Annotated in this window: 19 protein-coding genes and 1 tRNA gene; 8 read left to right on the top strand and 12 right to left on the bottom strand. The window is 55.4% G+C overall.

All coding sequences use genetic code 11. From position 1 onward, the window contains the following. Positions 1–99: 99 nt before the first annotated feature. The 6 genes from ABFI50_RS14565 to ABFI50_RS14540 form a co-directional block, all read right to left on the bottom strand. Entirely contained in the window at positions 100–2,073 is a 1,974-nt protein-coding gene (locus tag ABFI50_RS14565) for a PhoX family phosphatase (RefSeq protein WP_347484368.1), read from the bottom strand. A 127-nt stretch (positions 2,074–2,200) separates the two neighbouring features. Further along, a complete protein-coding gene (locus ABFI50_RS14560; RefSeq protein ID WP_047626957.1) occupies positions 2,201–4,384 on the bottom strand; it encodes a TonB-dependent siderophore receptor in 2,184 nt (727 codons plus the stop codon). A 177-nt stretch (positions 4,385–4,561) separates the two neighbouring features. Next, the gene (locus ABFI50_RS14555) at positions 4,562–5,584 is read right to left on the bottom strand and encodes an ABC transporter ATP-binding protein (RefSeq protein WP_045269815.1); all 1,023 of its coding nucleotides are present in this window, start codon (positions 5,582–5,584) and stop codon (positions 4,562–4,564) included. A 1-nt stretch (position 5,585) separates the two neighbouring features. After that, entirely contained in the window at positions 5,586–7,160 is a 1,575-nt protein-coding gene (locus ABFI50_RS14550; protein ID WP_023332289.1) for an iron ABC transporter permease, read from the bottom strand. A 24-nt stretch (positions 7,161–7,184) separates the two neighbouring features. Next, entirely contained in the window at positions 7,185–8,201 is a 1,017-nt protein-coding gene (locus tag ABFI50_RS14545) for an iron ABC transporter substrate-binding protein (RefSeq protein ID WP_347484364.1), read from the bottom strand. Between the two features lie 333 nt (positions 8,202–8,534). Next, positions 8,535–8,611 (bottom strand) — tRNA-Arg (locus tag ABFI50_RS14540). Positions 8,612–8,889: 278 nt separating this feature from the next. Between ABFI50_RS14540 and ABFI50_RS14535 the strand changes: the two genes are divergently transcribed. The 3 genes from ABFI50_RS14535 to fimZ all read left to right on the top strand — a co-directional run bounded on the left by ABFI50_RS14535 (position 8,890) and on the right by fimZ (position 11,774). Further along, positions 8,890–9,588 carry an EAL domain-containing protein gene (locus tag ABFI50_RS14535; RefSeq protein WP_320729087.1) on the top strand — a complete coding sequence of 233 codons (699 nt, stop codon included), beginning with the start codon at positions 8,890–8,892 and terminating at the stop codon, positions 9,586–9,588. Between the two features lie 24 nt (positions 9,589–9,612). Beyond that, positions 9,613–10,329, top strand: a complete 717-nt coding sequence (locus ABFI50_RS14530; RefSeq protein WP_176260387.1) for a LuxR C-terminal-related transcriptional regulator — start codon at positions 9,613–9,615, stop codon at positions 10,327–10,329. Positions 10,330–11,141: 812 nt separating this feature from the next. Further along, positions 11,142–11,774 (top strand): fimbria biosynthesis transcriptional regulator FimZ, encoded by a 633-nt coding sequence (gene fimZ / locus ABFI50_RS14525; protein ID WP_014882848.1) that lies wholly within the window; start codon positions 11,142–11,144, stop codon positions 11,772–11,774. A 51-nt stretch (positions 11,775–11,825) separates the two neighbouring features. Here fimZ and sfmF read toward each other — a convergent pair whose 3' ends face one another. The 6 genes from sfmF to fimA all read right to left on the bottom strand — a co-directional run bounded on the left by sfmF (position 11,826) and on the right by fimA (position 17,836). Further along, on the bottom strand, positions 11,826–12,347 hold the full coding sequence (sfmF, locus tag ABFI50_RS14520) for a fimbria assembly protein (RefSeq protein ID WP_023332275.1): 522 nt from the start codon (positions 12,345–12,347) through the stop codon (positions 11,826–11,828). Between the two features lie 9 nt (positions 12,348–12,356). Further along, the gene (gene fimH / locus ABFI50_RS14515; RefSeq protein ID WP_023332274.1) at positions 12,357–13,364 is read right to left on the bottom strand and encodes a type 1 fimbria D-mannose specific adhesin FimH; all 1,008 of its coding nucleotides are present in this window, start codon (positions 13,362–13,364) and stop codon (positions 12,357–12,359) included. After that, positions 13,357–15,918: a fimbrial biogenesis usher protein gene (locus tag ABFI50_RS14510; RefSeq protein WP_014882845.1), complete on the bottom strand. Its 2,562-nt coding sequence runs from the start codon at positions 15,916–15,918 to the stop codon at positions 13,357–13,359. The genes fimH and ABFI50_RS14510 overlap by 8 nt, the downstream gene beginning before the upstream one ends. A gap of 14 nt (positions 15,919–15,932) precedes the next feature. Beyond that, positions 15,933–16,625 (bottom strand): type 1 fimbria chaperone FimC, encoded by a 693-nt coding sequence (gene fimC / locus ABFI50_RS14505; RefSeq protein WP_014882844.1) that lies wholly within the window; start codon positions 16,623–16,625, stop codon positions 15,933–15,935. Between the two features lie 34 nt (positions 16,626–16,659). Continuing rightward, on the bottom strand, positions 16,660–17,205 hold the full coding sequence (gene fimI / locus ABFI50_RS14500; protein WP_014882843.1) for a type 1 fimbrial protein subunit FimI: 546 nt from the start codon (positions 17,203–17,205) through the stop codon (positions 16,660–16,662). A gap of 67 nt (positions 17,206–17,272) precedes the next feature. After that, complete coding sequence (gene fimA / locus ABFI50_RS14495; protein ID WP_014882842.1) at positions 17,273–17,836, bottom strand: type 1 fimbrial major subunit FimA; 564 nt, start codon at positions 17,834–17,836, stop codon at positions 17,273–17,275. Positions 17,837–18,145: 309 nt separating this feature from the next. On the opposite strand from fimA, the gene folD reads away from it, so the two are divergent. From folD to ABFI50_RS14470, 5 genes are all read left to right on the top strand, one after another. Next, positions 18,146–19,012 carry a bifunctional methylenetetrahydrofolate dehydrogenase/methenyltetrahydrofolate cyclohydrolase FolD gene (gene folD, locus ABFI50_RS14490; RefSeq protein ID WP_014882841.1) on the top strand — a complete coding sequence of 289 codons (867 nt, stop codon included), beginning with the start codon at positions 18,146–18,148 and terminating at the stop codon, positions 19,010–19,012. Between the two features lies 1 nt (position 19,013). Then, on the top strand, positions 19,014–19,226 hold the full coding sequence (ybcJ, locus tag ABFI50_RS14485) for a ribosome-associated protein YbcJ (RefSeq protein ID WP_035891785.1): 213 nt from the start codon (positions 19,014–19,016) through the stop codon (positions 19,224–19,226). Between the two features lie 283 nt (positions 19,227–19,509). After that, positions 19,510–21,009 carry a PTS transporter subunit EIIC gene (locus ABFI50_RS14480; RefSeq protein WP_023332270.1) on the top strand — a complete coding sequence of 500 codons (1,500 nt, stop codon included), beginning with the start codon at positions 19,510–19,512 and terminating at the stop codon, positions 21,007–21,009. An 86-nt stretch (positions 21,010–21,095) separates the two neighbouring features. Continuing rightward, the gene (malI, locus tag ABFI50_RS14475) at positions 21,096–22,112 is read left to right on the top strand and encodes a Mal regulon transcriptional regulator MalI (protein ID WP_063614028.1); all 1,017 of its coding nucleotides are present in this window, start codon (positions 21,096–21,098) and stop codon (positions 22,110–22,112) included. A 73-nt stretch (positions 22,113–22,185) separates the two neighbouring features. Next, positions 22,186–22,713, top strand: coding sequence for a metal-dependent hydrolase (locus ABFI50_RS14470; protein ID WP_045134738.1), 528 nt, complete (start codon positions 22,186–22,188; stop codon positions 22,711–22,713). Positions 22,714–22,799: the final 86 nt, after the last annotated feature.

Genomic DNA, 22,799 nt, shown 5'->3' with positions numbered 1-22,799 from the left:
CTACCCCTGTCTCTTTTTTAGAAGGGGCACGTTTTAACACTTCATGCTGGTGGTAGCAAGTTTAACGCCGGGCCAGCGCATGCGCCCGGCGGATTAACGTCACGACCCGATGATCCCGCCGTCCGCTTTGACGATCACCACCGTTGACGAACGCGGGCGTCCGTTCGGGCTGGCGTCCGGCCAGTTAGAAACGGCACGCGGATTGGCCGGGTCGGTAATGTCATCCCCGCCCTCTCCCGGATGCTGAATATTGATAAACAGCGTCCGGTTGTCCGGCGTAAACGCAATACCGGTGATTTCACACCCACGCGGGCCCGTCAGGAAACGACGAAACTCATTGCTGCCCGGAATGGTGGCCACCATCTGGTTATTGCCCATCCCCTCATACGCTTTTTTGTTGATCGTGCTGGAAGAGACGTCGGTCTGGATCCACAGAACGCCCTGATGATCGAACGACAGACCATCCGGGCTGCCGAATGCCGCACCCTGCATAGAGCCTTTGGCCTTCGGATCGTCGCTGTCTGTGAGCCCGCCCATGACCAGAATATCCCATTTAAAGCGTGCGGCAGCAGGATCGGCCCCCTCTTCGTGCCAGTGCATAATATGACCAAACACGTTATTAGCACGCGGGTTGGCGGCATCGACCGGGGCTTTCCCCTCTTTACCGCGATCGCTGTTGTTGGTGAGCGTGCAGTAGACGCTGCCGCTGGCGTGCGGATCGACGGCTATCCACTCCGGGCGATCCATTTTCGTCGCCCCCACCACGTCAGCCGCCAGGCGGGTTTTAATCAGCAGATCGCCCTGGTTTTCAAAACCGTGGCTTTTATCCAGGCCATTCTGCCCGAAGATCAGCGGCAGCCAGTCGCCGCTTCCCTCTTCATTGAACCTGGCAACATACAGCGTACCCGAGGTCAGCAGCTGCATATTGGCCTCACGGTTCGCAGGATCGTATTTTTTGTCAGAGACGAATTTATAAATGTACTCAAACTTCTGATCGTCCCCCATATAGACCACCACGCGATTATCGGCGGCGAGCGTAACGGCGGCCCCCTCGTGCTTGAAGCGGCCAAGTGCGGTGTGCTTGCGCGGTGTGGAGGTCGGGTCGTAGGGGTCAATCTCTACCACCCAGCCGAACCGGTTAGGCTCGTTAGGCGTTTTATCGACGCTAAACCGCTCATCCACCTCGTTCCAGCGGTAAGATTCGTCGCTGTCGCTGATGCCATAGCGCTTTTCCAGCGGATTACGTTCGGCTTTTTTCACGAAAATATCCGACCAGTTCTCCTCGCAGGTGAGGTAGGTGCCCCACGGCGTGTGGCCGTTGGCGCAGTTTTGCATGGTGCCCAGCACGCGCTCCCCCTGCGGGTCGGCGGCGGTTTTCATTAAGTCCTGATGCCGTGCCGGACCGGTAAGCTGCATCGGCGTATTGACAGTGATACGGCGGGCATAAGAAGACGGGCGAACCACCTGCCAGTCACTGCCCGTTTTTTTCACTTCCACCACCGACACGCCCATCGCGTTCTGCCCCTTACGGGCTTTGTCGAGGTTCCAGTTCGCCATACCGTCCGTAAACAGCATCCCGTTATCGATGTATTCATGGTTCAACGCCAGCAGACCATGTTCCGGGTTTTGCTCCCCCTGCGGCAGGCTAAACCACGCCATACCGTCGTGGTGCATCCCCGCCTGCACGGCCTGTTCGTCGGTCGTGTTGCTGGCATCCGGCTTAAATGCCGGCATGTGGTCTTTGATGCCCGTCGGGTCACCCCAGCGATAAAACGGGCGGGCAATATAACCTTCCGGCACCCTCACCGTATCGTCCGTGGAAACGGGAATACTGGTAAACCCAAGCGACACCGCTTTTGCCAGCGCGGACGGCTTCGATACCGCGGCAATGGCGCTATCAGGTTTGATCAAAAAGGGAAAGGAAACGGCAGCACCCGCCACGGCGCCCATCTGGAGAAAACGACGGCGGGAGAGGAAAACCTCTGCAACCTCGGAGAAAACCGGGTTAGCGCTGCGGTTAGTGATGTCGTCGCGATGTTCTTTTTTAAAAACGGATTTGAGGGGTCTGCCCATAGCGGCTTCCTGTCATTGGCCAAGAGGTAAGGAGTTGGCGAACAGTGTAAGAAGCTTTTGTTACAATTTTATAACAGGATAACGGCGGGATTGGGGCGTCCCTGCCCCGGATAACGAGGTGGAACGCTTAGAACTCGTAGCCCACCGAGACCTTAAAGGTTCGCGGTTCGCCCTGAGTGATGTAGGTACCGGAATCGTCCACGCTGGCCCAGTAGTTTTCATTGGTTACGTTGTCGATGCCTGCGCGCACGGTCATCTGGTTTGCATTGTGGTTCAGCGCGAAGCGGTAGCGCATGCCCAGATCCAGCGTGGTATAGCTGTCCAGCTTTTTGCTGTTCGCGAGATCGGCATACTGCGTGCCCGAGTGGTTCACGCGTGCGGTGGCGGTCAGGCCGTCAACTGGCTTGATGTCGTACTCTGCCCCCAGCACGGCATAGAAGTTCGGCACGCCAATCGCATCGTTGCCTTGATTCACGCCGTTTTTGGTTTTGGTCAGCTCGGCCTGCAGCCAGGTGGCGCTGGCGTTCAGGCGCATCCCGAGCATGGGCTCGCCAAAAACGTTGAGCTCTACGCCACGGTTACGCTGTTCAGCGTCCAGGCCGTAGTGATTGTCATCGTCGAGGATCGCCGATGGCATTTTGATCTCAAACAGCGCCAGAGAGCCGCCCACGCGTCCAAAGTCTGCCTTCAAGCCGACTTCATTCTGTTTAGAGTGAACAATACCGGTGCTTTGACCGTAGTTGGTGGCGGTGTCCGGCGCGGTTTTTCCCGGCTGCAGCGCTTCGGTGTGGTTGGCGTAAAGGGAAATCTGCTCCCACGGTTTATAAACCACGCCGTAGGTTGGCATCCAGCGGCTACCGTCGAAGCCGTCCGCGTCGTTTTCCGCACCGGTAATTTTGTTATACCCGCGGATGACCACTTTCTGATGACGCGCCCCCGCGGTGAACAGCAGCTTGTCGTCCAGGACGCCCAGCGTATCGCTCAGCAGCCAGCCCTGAGTACGGGTGCGCCCGCTGGTTAGCGGATCGCTGTATTTGCCACCTGATCCATTGAAGTTGGAGCTGTCCGGCATATCAACGCCGGTGTTGTGGTAGATGTTGGTGGTCGGGTTATCCTTCGTCGCAGACATTTTCCACGCGATTTTTTCGTTTTTGGTCGTCGCCGAGTACCCAACGTTCACCTTGTGCGACACAAAGCCGGTATTGAAATTCCCGCGAATGCCCGCCATCCCGCTAACGGAATCGCTAATGCGGTTAGTATCCAGACGGCTGACCGTGGCTTTGCCGCTTTTGTCCAGCAGCTTCGGCGCGCTGTAGATCCCTTCTTCGTGCGCGTGCTGCGCGCCCAGGCCGGTATAGGCGGTCCAGTTATCGGTGATGTCGTATTCGCTGCGCCACATCCCAAATTCGTTTTCGATGTTGCTGTAGGCCCACTTCTGCGAGAAGTTACGATCGTTTTTCGGCGGTTCAGGCACGAAATCCACCGCCGAGATGTTGACGCTGGTCGGGCTGCCATGGAAGGTTTTCTTCTGATAGCCCAGGTCCAGCGAGGTGCGGACGTTGTCGCCGTTATAATCGAGACCGGTGGAGAGCAACGTGGTGCGGCGACGGTCGTTCGGTACGCCGGTTTCCCCTTCACGGTGGACCAGGTTCACGCGCGCGCCGAACTGGTCGCTGTCGCCAAAGCGACGGCCTGCATCCAGCGTGGTGCCAAACTGCGAATCTGAGGTGTAATCCACGCCCACTTTTGCCTGTGGGGTATCGCCCGCATGTTTCGGTTCAAGATTGATCATCCCGCCCACGCCAGAGCTTGCCGCGCCGTTCATCAGCGCGTTGGCGCCTTTGAAGATCTCAATACGGTCAACCATCTGCGCATCCACCACCTGACGCGGCAGTACGCCGGACAGCCCGCCAAACGTCATGTCGTCCCCGTCAAACTTCAGGCCACGAATGCGGTAGGTCTCAGCGCTGTTACCGTATCCCTGAACGTACTGCACGCCCGCATCGTTGGCGACCACGTCAGCGATGGTTTTCGCCTGCTGATCTTCCACCAGCTTCGAGGTGTAGCTGATGATGTTAAACGGCACGTCCATGGCGTTCTGCTGGCCCAGCATCCCCATGCGCCCGCCGTTCGCCACCTGCCCGTCAAGAAAGGCCGGTACCAGCTGGTCGCCGCCGGGTTTAAAGTCACTGGCAGGTGCAGCCTGCACAACAAGCGTATCTTCTTTTTTATCATCCGCCGCCTGGACGGAATGTGTCACCGCCCCAATGGCGAGCGCCAGCAGCGTTTTGTGTATTTTGGTGTTGTCCATCGTTAACTCATTTGAAAGTGCGCGAAAAAATGACCCGTTGTCGGGCCTTAGAATGTATTAACTGCAATGCAAATGAGAACTATACGCATTATCTATGCATTGGCAAGCGTCACGCGTTCATGAAGGGAGGTAATGAGGACGATGGGGAACAACCACCCCGTTTTGGGGTGGTTACGATTATAAAACGCGCGCAGTGCCCGTCACATCAATGCGTACCGCCGCGCCCGGGTGCCAGCCCGGCTGACTGACGGTCCTGAGGATAACGGGCTGTTCATGCCCGGCTAATCCCAGCGTCAGCGTAGACAGCTGACCGGTGAAGTCGACATCAAGAATGGAGACCGGGCTTTCATGAGGCGCACATGCCGTCACGCGCAATTGTTCAGGACGCATCATTACCCGCCCCTCTCCTGTTGCATGCGGATTGTCCGTCGGCACCTCGCCCAGTGCACACACGGCGTAACCGCCAGCGAGCTGAGCAGGCAGGATCACGGCATCGCCAAGAAACAGCGCCGTCTCTTCGTCAACGGGACGGGTATAGACGTCATAAGGCGCTCCCACCTGCGTGAAGCGGCCAGAACGCATCACGGCAACCTGCGTGGCAAAAGACAACGCTTCGTTCTGATCGTGGGTGACCAGAATTGAGGCCACGCCCGCTTCCGCCAGCAGATCGGCCGTTGCTTTACGCGTCATGGCGCGCAAGCCGGTATCCAGCGCCGAGAACGGTTCATCCAGCAGCATCAGCGAAGGACGCTGGGCCAGCGCACGGGCAAGCGCCACGCGCTGCTGCTGTCCGCCGGAAATCTCATGGGGCCAGTGCGTCGCGAGCTGCCTGTCGAGAGAGACCATCTCCATCAGCACCTCAACGCGCTGGCGCTTCTCGTGGCGGGTACCGTCCAGCCCCCAGGCAATGTTATCTGCCACGTTGAGATGGGGGAACAGAGCGCCCTCCTGGGGCACAAAACCGATCCCGCGCAGGTGAGCAGGAACAATATGATTTTCATCAAACAGCGTTTTTCCCTGCATGACAATGCGGCCGGTATCCGGCGTCTCAAACCCGGCGAGAATACGCAGCAGCGTGGTTTTCCCCGACCCGGAGGGGCCGACAATCGCCGTGCGGCTCCCCGGCGCAACGCTCAGGTTTAAGCTGTCGAGCACCTGCACGTCCGAAAACGATTTTGAAATGGCGGTTAATTCAAGCATGTCATAGCCCTGCAATTTTTTTCGACTGCATATAGAGAATGGCGGTCAGCGGGAGTGAAATCAGGATCATCAGCATCGCGTAGGGCGCGGCGGCCACATAATCAATTTCACTGGTCAGCGCCCAGAATCCGGTGGAGAGCGTGCGGGTTCCCAGCGGCGAGAGCAGCAGCGTGGCGGTCAATTCGTTGCTGACGCCAAGGAATACCAGCGCGGCGCCTGCCGCAGCGCCCGGTGCGGCCAGCCGCAGGGTAACGCTCCAGAGCGCTTTCGCAGGCGTGCTGCCCAGGCTGCGCGCCACGTTTTCCAGCTCAACCGGCGCCTGGGCAATCCCTGCCCGCAGGTTAATGAGCGCGCGGGGCATAAACATCAGCAGATAGGCCAGGAACAGGGTGATTTCCGTCTGATAAATGGGGCGAGCGTAATGAATAGTGACCGTGACCAGCGCCAGCGCGGTGACAATGCCCGGCAGCGAACTGGTGATGTAGATGCACCCTTCCAGCATCCGGAAAATACGGTGCGGGTAGCGGATCCCAAGCCACGCGATGGGGATCACGCAGGCCGTCGTCAGGAGCGCTCCGCCCACGCCGAGCATCAGCGTCTGGCGCAGGGAGTGCCAGAGATCGGCGTTCATCCAGTTTTGTACGCCGCCGAGCCAAATCCAGCGGCACAGGACAAGTAACGGCACGCCCAGCGCCAGAATGACCAGCGCGAGGAAAAACAGCTGTCCCAGCGCAGCCGCCGCAGGCTTCAGCGGCCAGCGTTTCTGTTCACGTGCCGCGCCAGCGCCAATACGTGCATAGCGCGCTTTCCCGCGAGTCACGCCTTCCAGCACTAAGATCGCCAGGCAGCATAAGGCCAATACGCCCGCCAGCATGTTCGCTGCCGGGCCGCTGAAGGTGGACTGAAACTGGTCATAGATGGCCGTTGTAAAGGTATCAAAACGGATCATCACGTACAGACCGTATTCCGCCAGCAGGTGCAGCGCCACCAGCAGCGCGCCGCCGCAGATAGCCAGTTTTAGCTGCGGCAGCACCACGCGGAAAAAGACCCGCCACGGCGGGGTGCCGAGCGAGGCGGCCACATCTTCCAGCGTCGGGTCAAGACGACGCAGCACCGCCGCAACCGGCATATAAATAAACGGATAGTAAGCTAAAACGGAGAGGAACACGCCCGCGGAAAGGCCATGCATCGAGGGAACCACGCTCACCCAGGCATAGCTTTGCACAAACGCGGGGATCGCCAGAGGGGCGACCGCCAGCGCGGACCAGATCCCTCGCCCGGCAAGCTGCGTGCGCTCCGTGAGCCAGGCGATCGCCACGCCTGTCACGATACACAGCGGTACCGCCAGCGCCGTCAGCCACAGCGTGTTGCTGAGCAGTTCAGCAACACGTGGGCGAAATACCAGCGCCCTAATCGTTTCCCAGCCCGTCTCAACGCCTATGGCAATGATAAAACCCAGGGGCAGAAGTGCCAGTAAAGAAAAAAGGACAGCTAACGCTACCATCGGCAGTGCGGGACGCCTGCGGCCAGGCTCCCGCACGCTGTTTTTGCCGAGGTCGAGACTCAGACCAGACATAAGACCTTCACTTCACTCTCAGGCTCACAGCAGACCGGCTTGCGTCATCAGCTCGATAACTTTTTTACTGTTGAGCGTTGAAGGTTCAACTTTCGGTGCATCCAGATCGTTCAGCGGGACCAGTTTCGGGTTAGAGGCCGCGTTCACGCCCACCGCATATTCAAAGGCATTGTTGGTGCGCAGGCTTTCCTGGCCCTCTTTACCGGTAATGTATTTGATGAATGCCTGGGCCTGCGCTTTGTGTTTGCTGGACGCCAGCACGCCACCACCGGAAAGGCTGACGAACGCGCCCGGATCCTGGTGTTTGAAGTAGTAGAGTTTGGTGTTTTTGCTGTTCTCACCCGTTTTGTACTGATCGACAAAACGGTAGTAGTGATAAATCACCCCGCCATCAATCTGGCCGGCGTTGACGGCTTTCATCACGGTGCTGTTGCCTTTATAGGCAACGAAATTCGCTTTCATCGCCTTCAGCCATTCCAGCGTGGCTTTTTCGCCTTTAAGCGCCAGCATTGCGCTCACGATGGCCTGAAAATCCGCCCCTGACGGTGATGCCGCCCAGCGGCCTTTCCACTCGGGTTTGGCCAGATCCATCAGCGACTTAGGCAGCTGCTGTTCGCTCAGTTTTGCCGGGTTATAGACGAATACGGTGCTGCGGGCGGCAATGCCGATCCAGCGGCCATGCGCCGGGCGGTACTCTGCCGGTACCTGCTTCAGGGTGTCTGCATCCAGCGGGGCAAACAGGTTGGCGTTATCCACCAGTACCATGGACGGCGAGTTTTCCGTCAGAAATACGTCTGCAGGTGATGCGCTGCCTTCCTGAACCAGCTGGTTACCCAGCTCGCTGTCATCGCCGTTACGCAGCGTGACCTTAATGCCGGTCTCTTTGGTAAAACCGTCAACCCACGACTTCACCAGGTTTTCATGCTGCGCGTTGTATACCACAATGCCTTCGCTGTTATCAGCGGCAACGGATTGTGTGGAAAGGAAAAGCGATGATGACAACAAGGCAAGCGAGAAGCAGGACAGCAGGCGAGAATTCATGAACATATCCTTAATAGAGCAACGGGAATAATGACGCATAGCGTTGTGGGACAGGATTAAAGCATACAAAAACGCTAATGATAATTAGTATCAATCCAGTTTAAGCGTAAAAGTGTAAAATTTCTTTTTTGCGGGGAGTGAAGTGATAAAAATCCAGATTTAAAAAACGGATTAATTAAAGATTAAGAAAACATTAAGACCAGCCCTAATGGATTTTAATTAGGCTTCTATTTATTAAGCGGTTATTTATCTGAAAAGGGAAAATAATAGAGCTCGTTGCAGATCTAAGGGGAATAGTGAGAAGAGGAAGAGGCGTTAACATCTGAAACTAAATGGCACGCCCTGTAGGATTCGAACCTACGACCTACGGCTTAGAAGGCCGTTGCTCTATCCAACTGAGCTAAGGGCGCACTGAGAAGAGTGAACTTCGCGGCGGTGAAACGCGAAGAATTATACGGTCAATGGCAGGTGAGTCAATGCCTTTTCCGCTTTCAGAGGCAATTACCGCTAGCCGATTGTAAATACGGCTATTTTCTCAACATTTCTCGCTGTTTCACCTTAAAATTTAGCGCTGCGAAAAGGCTTAGTTGCATTTAAGTAACGCCTGCTGTTTTCCTGAACGTCAGCTCGTCACACTAGAGCGAGGTATCCCGGCCGCCTGGAGGCTGACAGACAACAGGACAATGGAGTGACAGCGCAAAACCCGTTCGATACGCCCCCCCGATTACAGTCTATTTCTCAGGACATCGTCGGCATCAAACTGGAGCCTATCGTCGCCCTCAACGCCCGGCGCCGGGTCGGCGTGGAGGTCCTGAGCGTCTTGTCCGACACCGAGCATAGCGAGGACTTCTTCCGCCATCAGTCGGCAGACGCGTCTTTGACGCTGCTTGAAGCGCAACTGGCCGCATTAAAAAATACCCCGCACGGCAATAATCTTTTTATTAATCTGCCGATAACCGTGTTGACGGCACCTGCGCCTTTTGTGCGGCTCATCAATATGAAAACCGCGCCGCTGAATATTGAGATTGTCGACCTCCCTCTCTTTCTGGCGCTCTCCGCCGCACAGAAGCAGAGCGTCGTCAACAACCTGCGGCAACTTCAGGAACGGGGATACTCTATCTGGCTGGATGATATCGACGAAACTATCATTCAGCCGTTTTTATTTTGTCGATTACCGTTGAACGGCATCAAAATCGATAAGAACGCATTCTGGCGTTTACGCGCCACACCTGCACTGAGGAAACTGGTTTCACTTTGCTTTCAGCTGGCCGGAAGCGTACTCATCGAAGGTATTGAGACTGAACGCGATCGTATCTGGGCACTGCAGGCGGGTGCCGATCTCGGCCAGGGATATTACTGGCCGTCCTGGACATGGCCGGAGGATTAACACGCCATTTCCAGGAGGGAGGCCATGCGAATGACAGTGCGCCGTTACCGGCGGCGGCGTACAGGAAGTGATGCACTGGGATTTACGCACTCACCTTTTGCCCCCCCCTTTTTCGACCGACTCGAGTTTTTGAGCCAGTCCATCAACCAGCCCCGAAAAACCGATGCCCCGTTTATCATCCTGGTAACGGAGGACAATTTTTTGCGCTCCGGTTTTCTCAATGGGCAGTTTCCGCTAAGCAGCTGTTGCGACTTCACGTCGCTGGACGATGCGCTGAGCGCGCAGAGCCAATGGCCCTCGGCCCGTCTGGTAGTGGATATTGAAAGCCGTTCCACGGGGCTGATTGATCAGCTGGATCAGTTAAGAAGACATAGCCTGTATCCCCCCTTCCTGACGCCGTGGCTGCTGATCCGGGCTGATAATTATGACGCGCGTCTCTTCTGCAAAGCGGCAGGTCCTTTTCATGTGCTCGAACGTCAGATGAACGCAGCAGGGCTTCAGCACAGCCTGATGGAACCCCGCCCCCTTCAGGGCTCCGATAGAGACTGGTTCTCGCGCAACGAATGGCCCATTTTGCAGGAGCTTGCCCGTGGCAAGACGTTACGACAGATTGCCCTTCTGCAGAATCGTCCCTATAGCCGCATTATCTATCGCCTCAGCTGCATCCTGATGAAGCTCGGGCTGAGCCATCGCCAGGAATTGTTACACCTTCTTAATAACCTCTCAGACTGCTCGTTTTAACTTACGTCCTAACCCCTTATTTCCTAAAGCGCTTTAAGAATTTACTTACCCATTATGTTAATTTAATGTTAAATATTAACAATAAAGTCGATTTTATAACTATTCCTAATTTATGGCCTTGAACCATGTGAAATGTCACAGATTGAATCAACTGCAGCACTTTCCTCCATCCGTTAAGTGAATGCAGAAGGCGTTAACGAGATGATAATGATGTAAAAACAAGCAGCTTCCCTTTACGCACCAGGAGCGGGAAGCGAAGCTGGCAGCACGTTCTCCTGTACGATGATGGAGCGACGTTGATATCGCTTAAGGACTTTCAGATGAAGGTCTGAGGCCCTGAGAGGGCACTTTTTCGCCTCCTCTTCTCAAGATCCTGCCTGAAATCGAGACGCCATTTCATTAACATTTTTGCAACATAAAGAGACATCTGTTATTTTTTGTTATTACATAAAGATGAAAAGATGCGGTAAATGGGATACCAGGATAATTCCGCTAAATTTAAAAAGGAGGCCATTCAGATCCAGAAGATAATACAAACCAATAAGCGGAACGTAATTTACAGGGTTTTCGGAAAAAACTTACCCTGTATAATAAGATGCGTATCAAAATTGAATAAGAAAAACCTTTTTGCCAACACCAGCCAAATGAGACGACCGCGCTGAGGCAGAGTTCTTTTCATTACGTAAACAGGGATGCTTTCGCTCTTTCCAGGGAAATACTACGGTATAGGGATCTGCTCATTATATCCTTCCGGCATTTCGAGAGTTTTACAAAACTCTACATAACGCTTTTAACAATCTGAGGCATTAAAAATGAAACCGGCATCCGTTATCATTATGGACGAACATCCTATCGTCAGAATGTCGATAGAAGTCCTGCTACAGAAAAATAAGAATATCATCGTCAAGCTTAAGTCTGGCGATAGCCATGAAGTTCTTGACTGCATCCGCAATCACCCTATCGATTTGGTGATCCTTGACATTGAACTTACGGGCACAGATGCCTTTGCTTTACTTAAGAGAATCAAAAACTTAAATAAAGACATTAAGGTTCTTTTCTTATCATCTAAATCAGAACTGTTTTACGCCGGACGTGCCATTCGCGCCGGGGCCAACGGCTTTGTCAGTAAACGAAAAGATTTGGGTGAGATCTACAACGCCGTAGAGATGATCCTGATGGGCTATTCTTTTTTCCCGTCGGAGACGCTGAATTTTATAAACCATATGGGGTCGGGAAAGGGAGAGCTGGCAGATATGCCGTTATCGAATCGCGAGGTTACGGTATTACGTTATCTGGCGAATGGGCTGTCCAATAAGGAAATTGCGGAGCAATTGCTATTAAGCAACAAGACCATTAGCGCGCACAAATCCAATATTTATTCCAAGCTGGGGGTGCAAAGCATCGTGGAATTAATTGATTACGCTAAAGCACACGAACTGCTATAACCTGAATTCACTCCCTGCAGTTTATCTGAGCTGCAGGGAGTGCGGTCAGTGCTAATTATAATTAATCATGAAGGTCGCATCAGCATCAGCCTTTCCGGGCTGAGGGTTATCGGCAGTAGCAATATAATTGGCATAAAATGACAGTGTCGCATTCCCCTGCGCATCGACCGTGACCGGCTGGCTGGCCTGCTGGAGATCCAGACGCGATTTATCCGCATCCCTGATCTCGACGGCGACGCGGCTTGCCGTGCTGGCGTCGTTCAGTGCCAGCAACCCGTTGTTGCTCCCGTCAGCTTTACCGGAAAACGTAATGGACGCGGCCCCTGGCGGACAGCCGGTCAGTTTCAGCGTAAAAGGCATGGGCTGCGTGCGGCTCCCGGTAGTGCTGAGCTGCTTCGTGGGCCAGGTGCCCAGCGTGACGGTTTTGTCACTGTCGTTCCCCTCGGCCACGCAGGTAAAATCGACGATATTGCCGTAGAGCTGAATGTTAATTTCGCCCAACGCGGTTTCCGCCTGAGCCTGTGTGCAAAGCGCAAAGATCGCTACGGTGATAAAACGGATCCCGTTTCGCATATCGGCTCCTTAATCGTAATCCACACGCAAATACCCGCGCGAGGTAAAGCGCCCTTCCGCGGGCTTATTGCCCGTCACGCTCACTGGCCAGACCCGGATCCCCACCTGCGCCTGCGCGCTGTCGTCCAGACGGAACGGAATTTTGCTCGTCAGGTTGTTAGGCGTTAACGGCGTACCACTCTCGTTGGCAATGATGAACCCCACATCCGGGTTATCCGATACCAGTGCGTTACTGGAGACCTTTTCAGCCTCAACGCGCATCGTCAGCATGGCATTCGCCTCGACGTTGGTGCATTTAATCGCGATGGTTTTACTCTGCGATGAAACCCCTTCCGGCTTGTTACCCGCGCCCGCTTTGCTGAACAAGGAGGCGCCAATGTCCCCGAAATCAAACTCAACCACATTACCGGCATTGATTGCGCAGCTTTGCGGTACCTGAATGGTTCCGCTGTAGCTGATGGTATAGACCGGTGTGGTTAACGGGTCAGAGGCGGTCGTAGTCACGTAAACACGGAACATCGTGGCACGCGGGATCACCACCATGTTGATAAAACGCCGGGTCACCTTAAGACGGAACACCAGGTTGGAATCCTTAACGCCAAATGGTTTGTTTTTTGAGACGTTCGGATGGCTCCCCATCTGGATATAGTTTTGCGGGGGGTAAAACTCGCCAGCATAGCTGTCCGTGATTTTCATGGCCCCATCCAGATAGTCGTTAAGCTTCAGATACTGGTAGCGATCGCTGGTCCCGGTGATCGGGTAATCGGTGACGTAGCTGCGTCTGGTGGTATTGCCGGTCGTGCCCTTCGGGCAGACGGCATTCACCCCCACCCATTGCGATTTTTCGCTGAGGGTCACAATCTGACCCACCTGGTTATTCGAGCTGTTGAATTTATCCGTCAGGTCGTAGTACACCTCTGTCGGCACGCCATTTTCGTTGACGCACACGGTCGCCAGTGCGTGTGACGCGGGCAGTAAAGCCAGAAGTGATAAAGCAAAAATGTGGATTTTAATCACAGCGGATCCCCTTAAGTGTGATTGCCTGTTGCAGGCTCTTTTCAGGCAAGCTGTAAGGCGCACGGCACTGGGACTGTGCCCCGTTCCCCCACTGGATCAGCAGTTCGCCTTCGAGCGGCAGCCCACTCAGGTAAATTTGCCCGTCATCCCCCACCATGCTGGTCACGCCACTCTGGGTTTCACGCACCACGGCGCCGAACGGCACGGGCTGGTTACCACGTGTGACGGTCAGCAGGGCACGCACGCCAATACGGGTGTCAAAGCTGGCGCGCACCAGTGCGCCTTTGGTCGGCACCACGCTGCTCACGTTATTTTCGATATCGGTGTTGTTGCTCATGGTATTGGTATCCAGCGCCACGCGGTTATAGCGATAGACGGTGGCATACGGCATCACCGCATAGCCGCGCCAGTCGGTCTTCACACCGGTCTGGTTTTCCACGCTGACGCCTGATGCCCCCGGGGCTTTGATCAGCACGTTGGTGTCGCCCAGCGGCTGGCTAAAGGTCACGCCGTCAGCATGGCCGACCACCCCGCCGGAGAGCTGCCAGTTGAAATCGTGCTGATCGCGGGAATAGTTGTAGCCCACCCCCAGCGTGCCGTAGGTTGCCTGCCAGTTGGCGCTGGCGCTTCCGCTTGAGCCGTTGGTGCTGGCGTGTCCCTGGGTCACGCTGTAGTTCAGGTTGCGGTCCTCCAGCAGCGTGCCGCTGACGCCGGTTTGCCAGCTGGTATCACCCTCACTGTTTCGGCTGGCGGATGCCGTGGCGTAGGCGCGGTCAATCGCGCTGTCCCGGCGATAGCCCTGACGGGTAAACAAGCTAAACGGCACGGAGACGTTGAACGACGCGATCCGGTCAGTCCCGTCGATCCCGACGGATTTGTTCCACGACCACGAGACGGAATAGTTGATCCCCTTCACGCCCCCCGCGTAACCCAGCTGATACCAGAGGTTCGTTTCGTCCGTCCCCCAGTAGGTTTGCTCACTCCCGGAAATATAGACCGAGCCGTAATCCCCCAGTGACTGAGAGACGTTGAGCTGAAAGCGGCCTTTTTTGTTCCACGTCAGGTTGTGATAACTCTGTACGTCAGGCACATCGTTACCGTCCTGATTATCGGCATACTGATAGCCTTCCATTGAGCGCCAGGCGACATCATCCAGGGTGTAAAACCCTTTGGTGGAGTAGCGGTAGCCCAGCAGCTGGAAGTTGGTGCCGAAGCCGTTGAGCGATTTGGCATAAAGAAAACGCAGCGACTGCCCTTCGTGCTTGCTGTCGTCCGCGAGCTGGCTGCGGGCATGAGTGATATCGACCGATACCGCGCCCCAGTCACCGAGGTTTTTCCCGGCCCCGACGGCCAGCGCGGTATAGCGTGACGCCAGCTGCGTACCGCCATACAGGGTAAAGCCGTTGGCAAGACCGGTCACCAGGGTGCCCTGGGTGAAGAACGGCGTATCCTGGTCGCTGTTACCGCTGCGATAGTCCCCCGCCACGAGATCGTATTTCCAGCGCCCTTCTCGCTGCAGCAGCGGGACGGTGGAATACGGCACGGTGTAGCGCTGCTGGCTGCCGTCTTTCTCTTCCACCGTCACCTCCAGGTCACCGCTTGAGGAGGTCGGGTTAAGATCGGTGATGGCAAAGGCACCAGGCTGAACGTAGCTTTGATAGATAACGTAGCCGTTTTGACGCACCACAACTTTGGCTGGCGTCCTGGCAATACCGCGCACGGTCGGGGCGTAGCCCTGCAGGCTGTCCGGGTACATGCTGTCGGACGAATAGAGTCGTCCGCCGCGAAAACCGACGCTGTCGAAAACATCATTCCCGGTATTGCTGTCGCCCAGCACCAGTTCGCTTTTGAGCGGGATAACGGTGCGCTGCGCCCAGGTGCCAATATTCTCCCACTCACTGTGCCGCTGCCCGTTATTCTGGGTGTAACGCCATGCGCCGTTGTTACGTAAACGCCAGGCACCATAGTTCAGCCCGCTCTGCAGGTTGAGATAGTAGCTGTCGTCTTCGCTTCCCCGGTTGCCCGTGAAGCTGTAGTTCACCAGGGCGGCGGGAATACCTTCATCCCACTGTTCGGGCGGGATGTAGCCGCGCGCACTGTTTTGCATAGCCACCTGCGGCAGGCTGACGTTCAGACGCTGTGAGGCAAAGTTAAATACCGTTTCGCTGCCGGGAATGGCCGTGGTCAACGGAACGCAGGTTTCGCCCTGCACGTTAGCCAGTTCGGGAAACGCCGCAACGTTGACGCCAAAGCGATCGAGCATCGCGCGCGTAATGCACGGGGTCAGACCGCCCGCCACCGGTGGCGTGTTCTCAGCCTGCTCAAAACGCACGTCCTGAGTGCCGATAAACTCATCGTTACGCCAGATATCCACGCGATAAACGCCGGGTGCCTGCTGGTGTCCTTGTTCAAAACGCGACAAATCCGCCACGCTGGCAGTATCGTCAGACAAGAAGGCCGGGTTGAAGTAGCTTTCGCTCCAGCCAGCCTGGGGCCAGAGCGCGGCCATCAGCGCCAGCGCAACCGGGCAGTAACGTCCCTGATGGTTTTTCATCGCCCTGTCTCTGCTCACAGGTTGACGCTACGCGCCGGTGTAATGGCACCGTAGTCGTTCACGCTCTGCCATGAGAGCGTACCGCTGGCACCGGCTGGCAGCACCTGCTGAGCCGAGTTTTTCGGTGCCACCATCAGGTTCTCCAGCGTCTGACCGCCCAGCTTCAGGTTGACCAGGGTGATGTAGTAAGGAGACGCATTGCTGACCTTGAGATGGTTACCAACGCGCTCAAAACGCAGTTGAGAGAGTGCCTCTTCTGGCTGCATCGCCAGATTATTCGGGCGTACAAACAGTTTGATACGTGAAAGGATCGCCAGCTGCAGCACGTTATTGTTTTCTGTTTTTGCTTTGTTCACTGACGGGATCGCCTTCACGTTCATGTAAAAGAGCGACTCGCGATCGGCGGGCAGCGCTGGCCCGGCGTAAATAATACGCAGCGTGTTTTCACTGTCCGGCTCGCTAACAAACAGCGGCGGCGTGACGGCAAAAGTTTTCTCCTTCTGCCCGTTTGCATTTTCGATCCACGCGTTAATTAAATAGCGTTCTTGTTTATTGCTGTTGGTGATCGCCAGCGACGTTTGCTTCGCATCCGCCGGGTAAATAACGCGTGTGGCCCCCAGCGCAATACCGCCGGAAGCATTCGCGCAAGTAGAAACCATCATTAAAATAAACGATAACATCAGTCCTGGTTTAATTAGCATATTCATCAAAACCGTACCTTTAATAATGTGTTCGCAGGTGTTATGGATAAATCAACGTAAACCAGACATCCGACTGAATATTGCCTGGCACGAGGTGTTCGGAAATAGCGCGATAGCGGGCGCTAAAATGAAATGCGAGCTCGCTGGTATTCACCGGCAACCAACTGACGGCCGTTGCATTTGGGATAATCTGACGCTGCTGTTCATCAAAAAGCGCCAACCCCACGCCGCTGCTGACAGGTGTTTCGCCTGGCCGCGATGTCGCCAGAAAAACCTGCGGATCTTCCTCTGGTGTAACACCCTGAAACTGGATCCCTACGGTGCGCGAGACATCCACGCTGCAATCCAGCAGTCGCACGGTGAAGGGCACGTTAACCGTTGAGAAACTGCCCACACCGGAAAATGAATTGGTTCGGTACTGCCCCATGTCGATGCGCATATTCTGGCTGTCGGGCGCCACGGCGCAGCCGCCGTTTACCAGCTCCCCGCGAAGATGCACTTTGCCACCGTCGATCACCACGGTATGTGCCGATGCCGGGCCAGCCATCGCAAGGGTTAACAGCAGTAGTGTTCCAGTCCTTGTCATCCTTCATTCCTGGCATTTGCGTATGACGGCCTCATCCCTGAGGCCTGAACATCCTTGTGCGAGGGAATTATTCGTATTTCATTACGAAGGTGGCGTCAGCGTTCGCCTGGCCAGGCTCAGTGGTCGCAGCCGTTGATTTATAACGCGCGGTGAATTTCAGGGTGTTAGTCCCTTCAATCAGCGTCTGAGCGGCAGAGAAGGTCGCACCGTCTGGGGTCAGCACGCTGGATTTGCTGTCGAGGATCTCGATACCCACGCCTTTTGCGGTGTTGTCGTTGTTACCGGACGTCACGGCCAGCAGGGTTTTGTCGGTTGGGTCGATCTGACCGGTGAAGGCAACCGCAGCGGTTTTAGCGACCAGCGGATCGCAGTCATTCAGCTCAATGTTGAATGGAATATTAGAGGTGGTGTCGCCCACTTTGGTGAATTTCGCGGTACGATACTGACCGAGATTAACGGTCTGCTCGGAAGAATCAGTATTTACTGAACAAGCAGCATTAACCAGTTCACCTTTAAAATGCACGGTACCGCCATTTACGGTTACCGGCGTGGCTGGGTCTTCAGCATGAGCGGCACCCGCGACCAGGGCCAGTGTAGCAATAACAGTAGAAGCAATGTTGCTGAGTTTCATGTCTATTCCTTTAAAATGTAAATAACCCTTCCCGCGAAAATCGGGAATAAGAAATACGTTCAATTGATTAATTGAAAGCTTATTTCGGAGGAGACAAAGTAGCGCAGGAATAGGTTTTTAAATATGTCAAAACGCTGCCATTTCGCCAGGTCACATCCTAATACTGCCTAAGAAATTGACCACCCACTAAGAAGGGTTTTTGCGTCTCGCTGATAAAAACGCGTAAAGGGTGACTGACAGCGGCGCTCGCTTCTGACAAAATACAGGCAATCCCCCCTTTCAAACGTTACAGACGGAATCATCTCTCTGATGGCAGCAAAGATAATTGACGGTAAAACGATTGCGCAGCAGGTGCGCTCTGAGGTCGCGGAAAAAGTGAAGGCGCGTAAAGTTGCCGGAAAACGCGCTCCCGGGCTCGCCGTTGTGCTGGTTGGTAGCAACCCGGCATCGCAGATTTATGTCGGTAGCAAGCGCAAAGCGTGTGAAGAGGTGGGGTTCGTCTCCCGCTCTTACGATTTGCCTGAAACCACCAGCGAAGCGGAACTGCTGGAACTGATTGACACCCTGAACGCCGATAAAGAGATCGACGGTATTCTGGTTCAATTGCCGCTGCCAGCAGGCATCGACAACGTGAAGGTGCTGGAGCGTATCGCTCCGGATAAAGACGTTGACGGTTTCCATCCGTACAACGTGGGTCGTCTGTGCCAGCGCGCGCCGCGTCTGCGCCCATGTACCCCGCGAGGTATCGTGACGCTGCTGGAGCGCTATAACATCGACACTTACGGTCTTAACGCCGTTGTCATCGGTGCGTCCAACATCGTGGGCCGCCCGATGAGCATGGAGCTGCTGCTGGCTGGCTGCACGACCACCGTGACCCACCGCTTCACCAAAAACCTGCGACACCACGTCGAGAACGCCGATCTGCTGATCGTGGCGGTTGGCAAGCCGGGCTTTATTCCTGGAGAGTGGATCAAAGAAGGCGCAATTGTCGTGGACGTCGGTATTAACCGTCTGGAAAACGGCAAAGTGGTCGGCGACGTGGTATATGAAGATGCGGCGGCACGCGCCTCTTACATCACGCCAGTACCGGGCGGCGTAGGCCCAATGACCGTAGCAACACTGATTCAGAATACGTTGCAGGCATGCGAAGAGTATCACGACGTAGAGGACGCGTAAGATGGCGACATTTTCATTAGGTAAACACCCGCACGTAGAGCTGTGCGATCTGCTGAAGCTGGAAGGCTGGAGCGAAAGCGGCGCGCAGGCCAAAATCGCCATTGCCGATGGACTGGTAAAAGTCGACGGCGCGGTGGAAACCCGTAAGCGCTGCAAAATTGTCGCGGGCCAGACCGTGAGTTTTGAAGGACAGAACGTGACGGTTACGGCCTGAGCCGTCTGATGCCCGATGGCGCTGCGCTTACCGGGCCTTCGTACTGTCTCCATTTAGTAGGCCGGGTAAGGCGAAGCCGCACCCGGCAATTTCTCTCACCATCCCCCCACAATCATCACGGTTAATTATCGATCAACTTCAAATAATCACTATTTCATCTGTTGAAAGGTGAGAATTCAGTTGCGCGTTTTTCATGCTTTCTCCACGATAAGTAGAACGTTCTACTAAAACGTTCTACTTACAATAACAGCGCCAAAAAAAGCGCTACTCGGGGGAAATCAGCATGGGTCTGATATCAGGGTTTGTTAAATCGCTGTCTAAGTTATCGATGATTGGTCGCGCCTTAATGCTGCCAATTTCACTGCTTCCCGCTGCGGGCCTGCTGCTGGCCTTCGGCGACAAGTTCCATCTGCCGCTGATGATGAACGCGGGCGGGGTGATTTTTGACAACCTGCCGATGCTGTTCGCCATTGGCTCCGCCGTGGGCCTGGCGTCAGAGTCCGGTATTGCGGCGCTCTCTGCGGCGGTCTCGGTGTTTGTCACCAACATCACCATCAGCACCGTGCTGAGCATCACGCCGGAAATGGCCTCGCAGGGCGGGAAATACGCCATGGTGGTCGGCATACCAACGCTGCAGATGGGCGTCTTCGGCGGTCTGATCTGCGGTATCCTTGCGGCCTGGTGTTTTAACCGCTTCCACACCATGCAGCTGCCGGAGTTCCTTGGCTTCTTCTCCGGTAAGCGCTTCGTGGCGATTGCCACCGCGTTTCTGTCATTCCTGATGGGTCTGCTGCTGCCGTACGTCTGGCAGCATATCCAGGCCGGTATCGACGCCCTCTCCGTGGTAGTTAACGGCGATAATCAGGCGGCCTCGACCTTTATCTTCGGCCTGGTGGAGCGTGCGCTAATCCCCCTCGGTCTGCACCATATCTGGTATCCGTCGTTCTGGTATTCGTTTGGGGATTACACAACTCAGGCAGGCCAGGTGATTCATGGCGACCAGACCATCTGGTTCAAGATGCTGGAAGAAGGGGTGAAATCCTTCAGCAGCGACACCTACCAGAACGCCGGTAAATTCATGCAGGGTGAATTCCCGCTGATGCTGTTCGCGCTGCCTGCGGCGTGCCTGGCGATGTATCACGAAGCCCACACGAAAAACAAAAAGATTGCGGCCGGTATTCTGTTCTCGGCAGCGCTCACCTGCTTCCTGACGGGGATCACCGAACCGGTAGAGTTTACCTTTATCTTCGTGGCACCGATTCTCTACGTCTTTAATGCCATCATGGCGGGCCTGGCCTACATGACCATGTACCTGTTGCATGCGCATATCGCCAAATCGTTCTCGGCGGGCTTTATCGACTACCTGTCGTTCGGGATCCTGCCGTCCTTTAACGGTTACAAGACCAACTTCCTGAATGCCATTATCATCGGCATTCCAATGGGGCTGATTTACTACTTTACGTTCCGCTTCGTGATCCGTCGCTTCGACGTCAAAACTCCGGGTCGTACCGATGTCACTGCCAATGCAAATGACAAGTCCGATTCCGAACTTGCCACAGAGATTATCAGCCTGCTGGGCGGCGCGCAGAATATTGATTCCGTTGGCTCCTGCATTACCCGCCTGCGGCTGGAAGTGGCGAAAAGCGAGGCAGTGGATAAAGACGGGCTGAACGGACTCGGCGCCCGCGGCGTGGTCTTCGTTGGCGACAACGGTATTCAGGTGATTTTCGGTGCCAGAGCACAGTTTATCGCCCAGACCATGTCCACCATGATTGGCAAATAATAAGATGCCGGCGTGATGCGTCTCCTGTACGCTGGGGGACGCATTACTTTATCTGGCTGATAATCGGTTAATTTCAGGGAGCGGTTTTGAAGAAAGTCAGCATTATTGATGTCGCAAAGCACGCGGGCGTCTCGGTCTCGACCGTCTCACTGGTGCTGCGCCAGAAAGGGAAAATCTCAGAGGCAACGATCGGGAAGGTCAACGCCGCCATCACGACGCTGGGCTATGTTCATAACGTCGCCGCTGCCAACCTTCGCGCCAACACCTCTAATTTAATTGGCCTGATCCTGCGGGACTTCAGCGACAGCTTTTCCATCAAGGTGATGGCGAGCATTGTTCAGGAACTGGAGAAGCAAGGCTATATGGTGTTTCTCGGTCAGCCACTGAATGACCGTGAACATCTTGAACGCACCCTGCTCTCGTTTAAGCAGCAGGGCGTGGCGGGTGTCATCTATCTGGCGTCCGACACCCGCACCGCAACGCTGCCGGAACACATTCGCCACTGCCCGCTGCCGTTGGTGGTCGTTTCCCAGTCGTTGCTGGATGAAAAATGTAACCTGGTCATGCGCGATAACCGCCAGGCCGCGAACCTGGCCGCGCGCTATCTTATCGAGCGCGGACATCGCAATATTGCCTACATTGGCGGGCGCGACGGCTGTCTTCTCCGCGAGCAACGCCTGCTCGGTTTTCGCAGTGCCATGACGCAAAGCGGGCTGGTCTGGCGTGACGAATATTCTCCCCCCTGCCCCGATGATACCCAGGCGGCGGCGATGGCAACGCGCCAGTTGCTTGAGAAGAACAACACCATCACCGCCCTGCTCTGCCACTCCCCGGATGCCATGCTCGGCTCCATCTCAGGCATTCACCAGGTGGGGCGTACGGTGGGTAAAGATGTGTTCCTGACGCAGCAGGTCGCGCTGGTCGGTTTTGAAGATATGCTTCACGTTAACCTTACCTCACCGTCGTTGACCTATGTCTCCTCAGCGAGCGATGAAACCGGGCGTCAGGCGGCAGGGCTGATTATCCGTAAGCTGAAAGAGCCAGATCTGCAAACGCAACGCATCACCCTCTCCGGGCAGCTTATCGCACGCGAGTCGGCGTAAAATCAGAATATAGCACAGCGTATTTTCCGCCATTACCCTGCTATATTTCCATGATTTGCCATGGATAAATGCAATGCCTACCGTTATCACTCACGCAGCTGTTCCCCTTTGCCTGGGCTTAGGCCTGGGAAGTAAAGTCATCCCTCCCCGCCTGTTATTTGCCGGAATTGTCCTCGCCATGCTGCCGGACGCCGACGTGCTGGCGTTTAAGTTCGGCGTTGCTTACGGCAATGTTTTCGGCCATCGTGGCTTTACCCATTCCCTGCTGTTTGCCTTTGTGGTGCCGATACTTTGCGTGCTGATTGGCCGACGATGGTTCAAAACCCCTCTGACGCGCTGCTGGCTTTTTTTGACCGTGTCACTGCTGTCTCACAGCCTGCTGGATTCCGTGACGACCGGCGGAAAAGGGGTCGGCTGGCTGTGGCCGTGGTCAGATGAACGCTTCTTTGCCCCGTGGCAGGTGATAAAAGTCGCGCCGTTTGCCCTGTCGCGCTATACCACGCCGTACGGACATCAGGTGATCATTTCAGAGTTGCTGTGGGTCTGGCTGCCGGGAGTGGTGCTGATGGGGTTGCTGTGGTGGAGAAAACGTGCGCGCTGATGCCCTCACCCCGGCCCTCTCCCACAGGGAGAGGGAGAAAACCTAACAATTCCCTCTCCCTGTGGGAGAGGGTTAGGGTGAGGGGA

Source organism: Enterobacter sp. HNDS-6, from assembly GCF_039850505.1.
Lineage (GTDB): Bacteria > Pseudomonadota > Gammaproteobacteria > Enterobacterales > Enterobacteriaceae > Enterobacter > Enterobacter kobei.
This window is presented reverse-complemented; position numbering and strand designations above follow the sequence as displayed.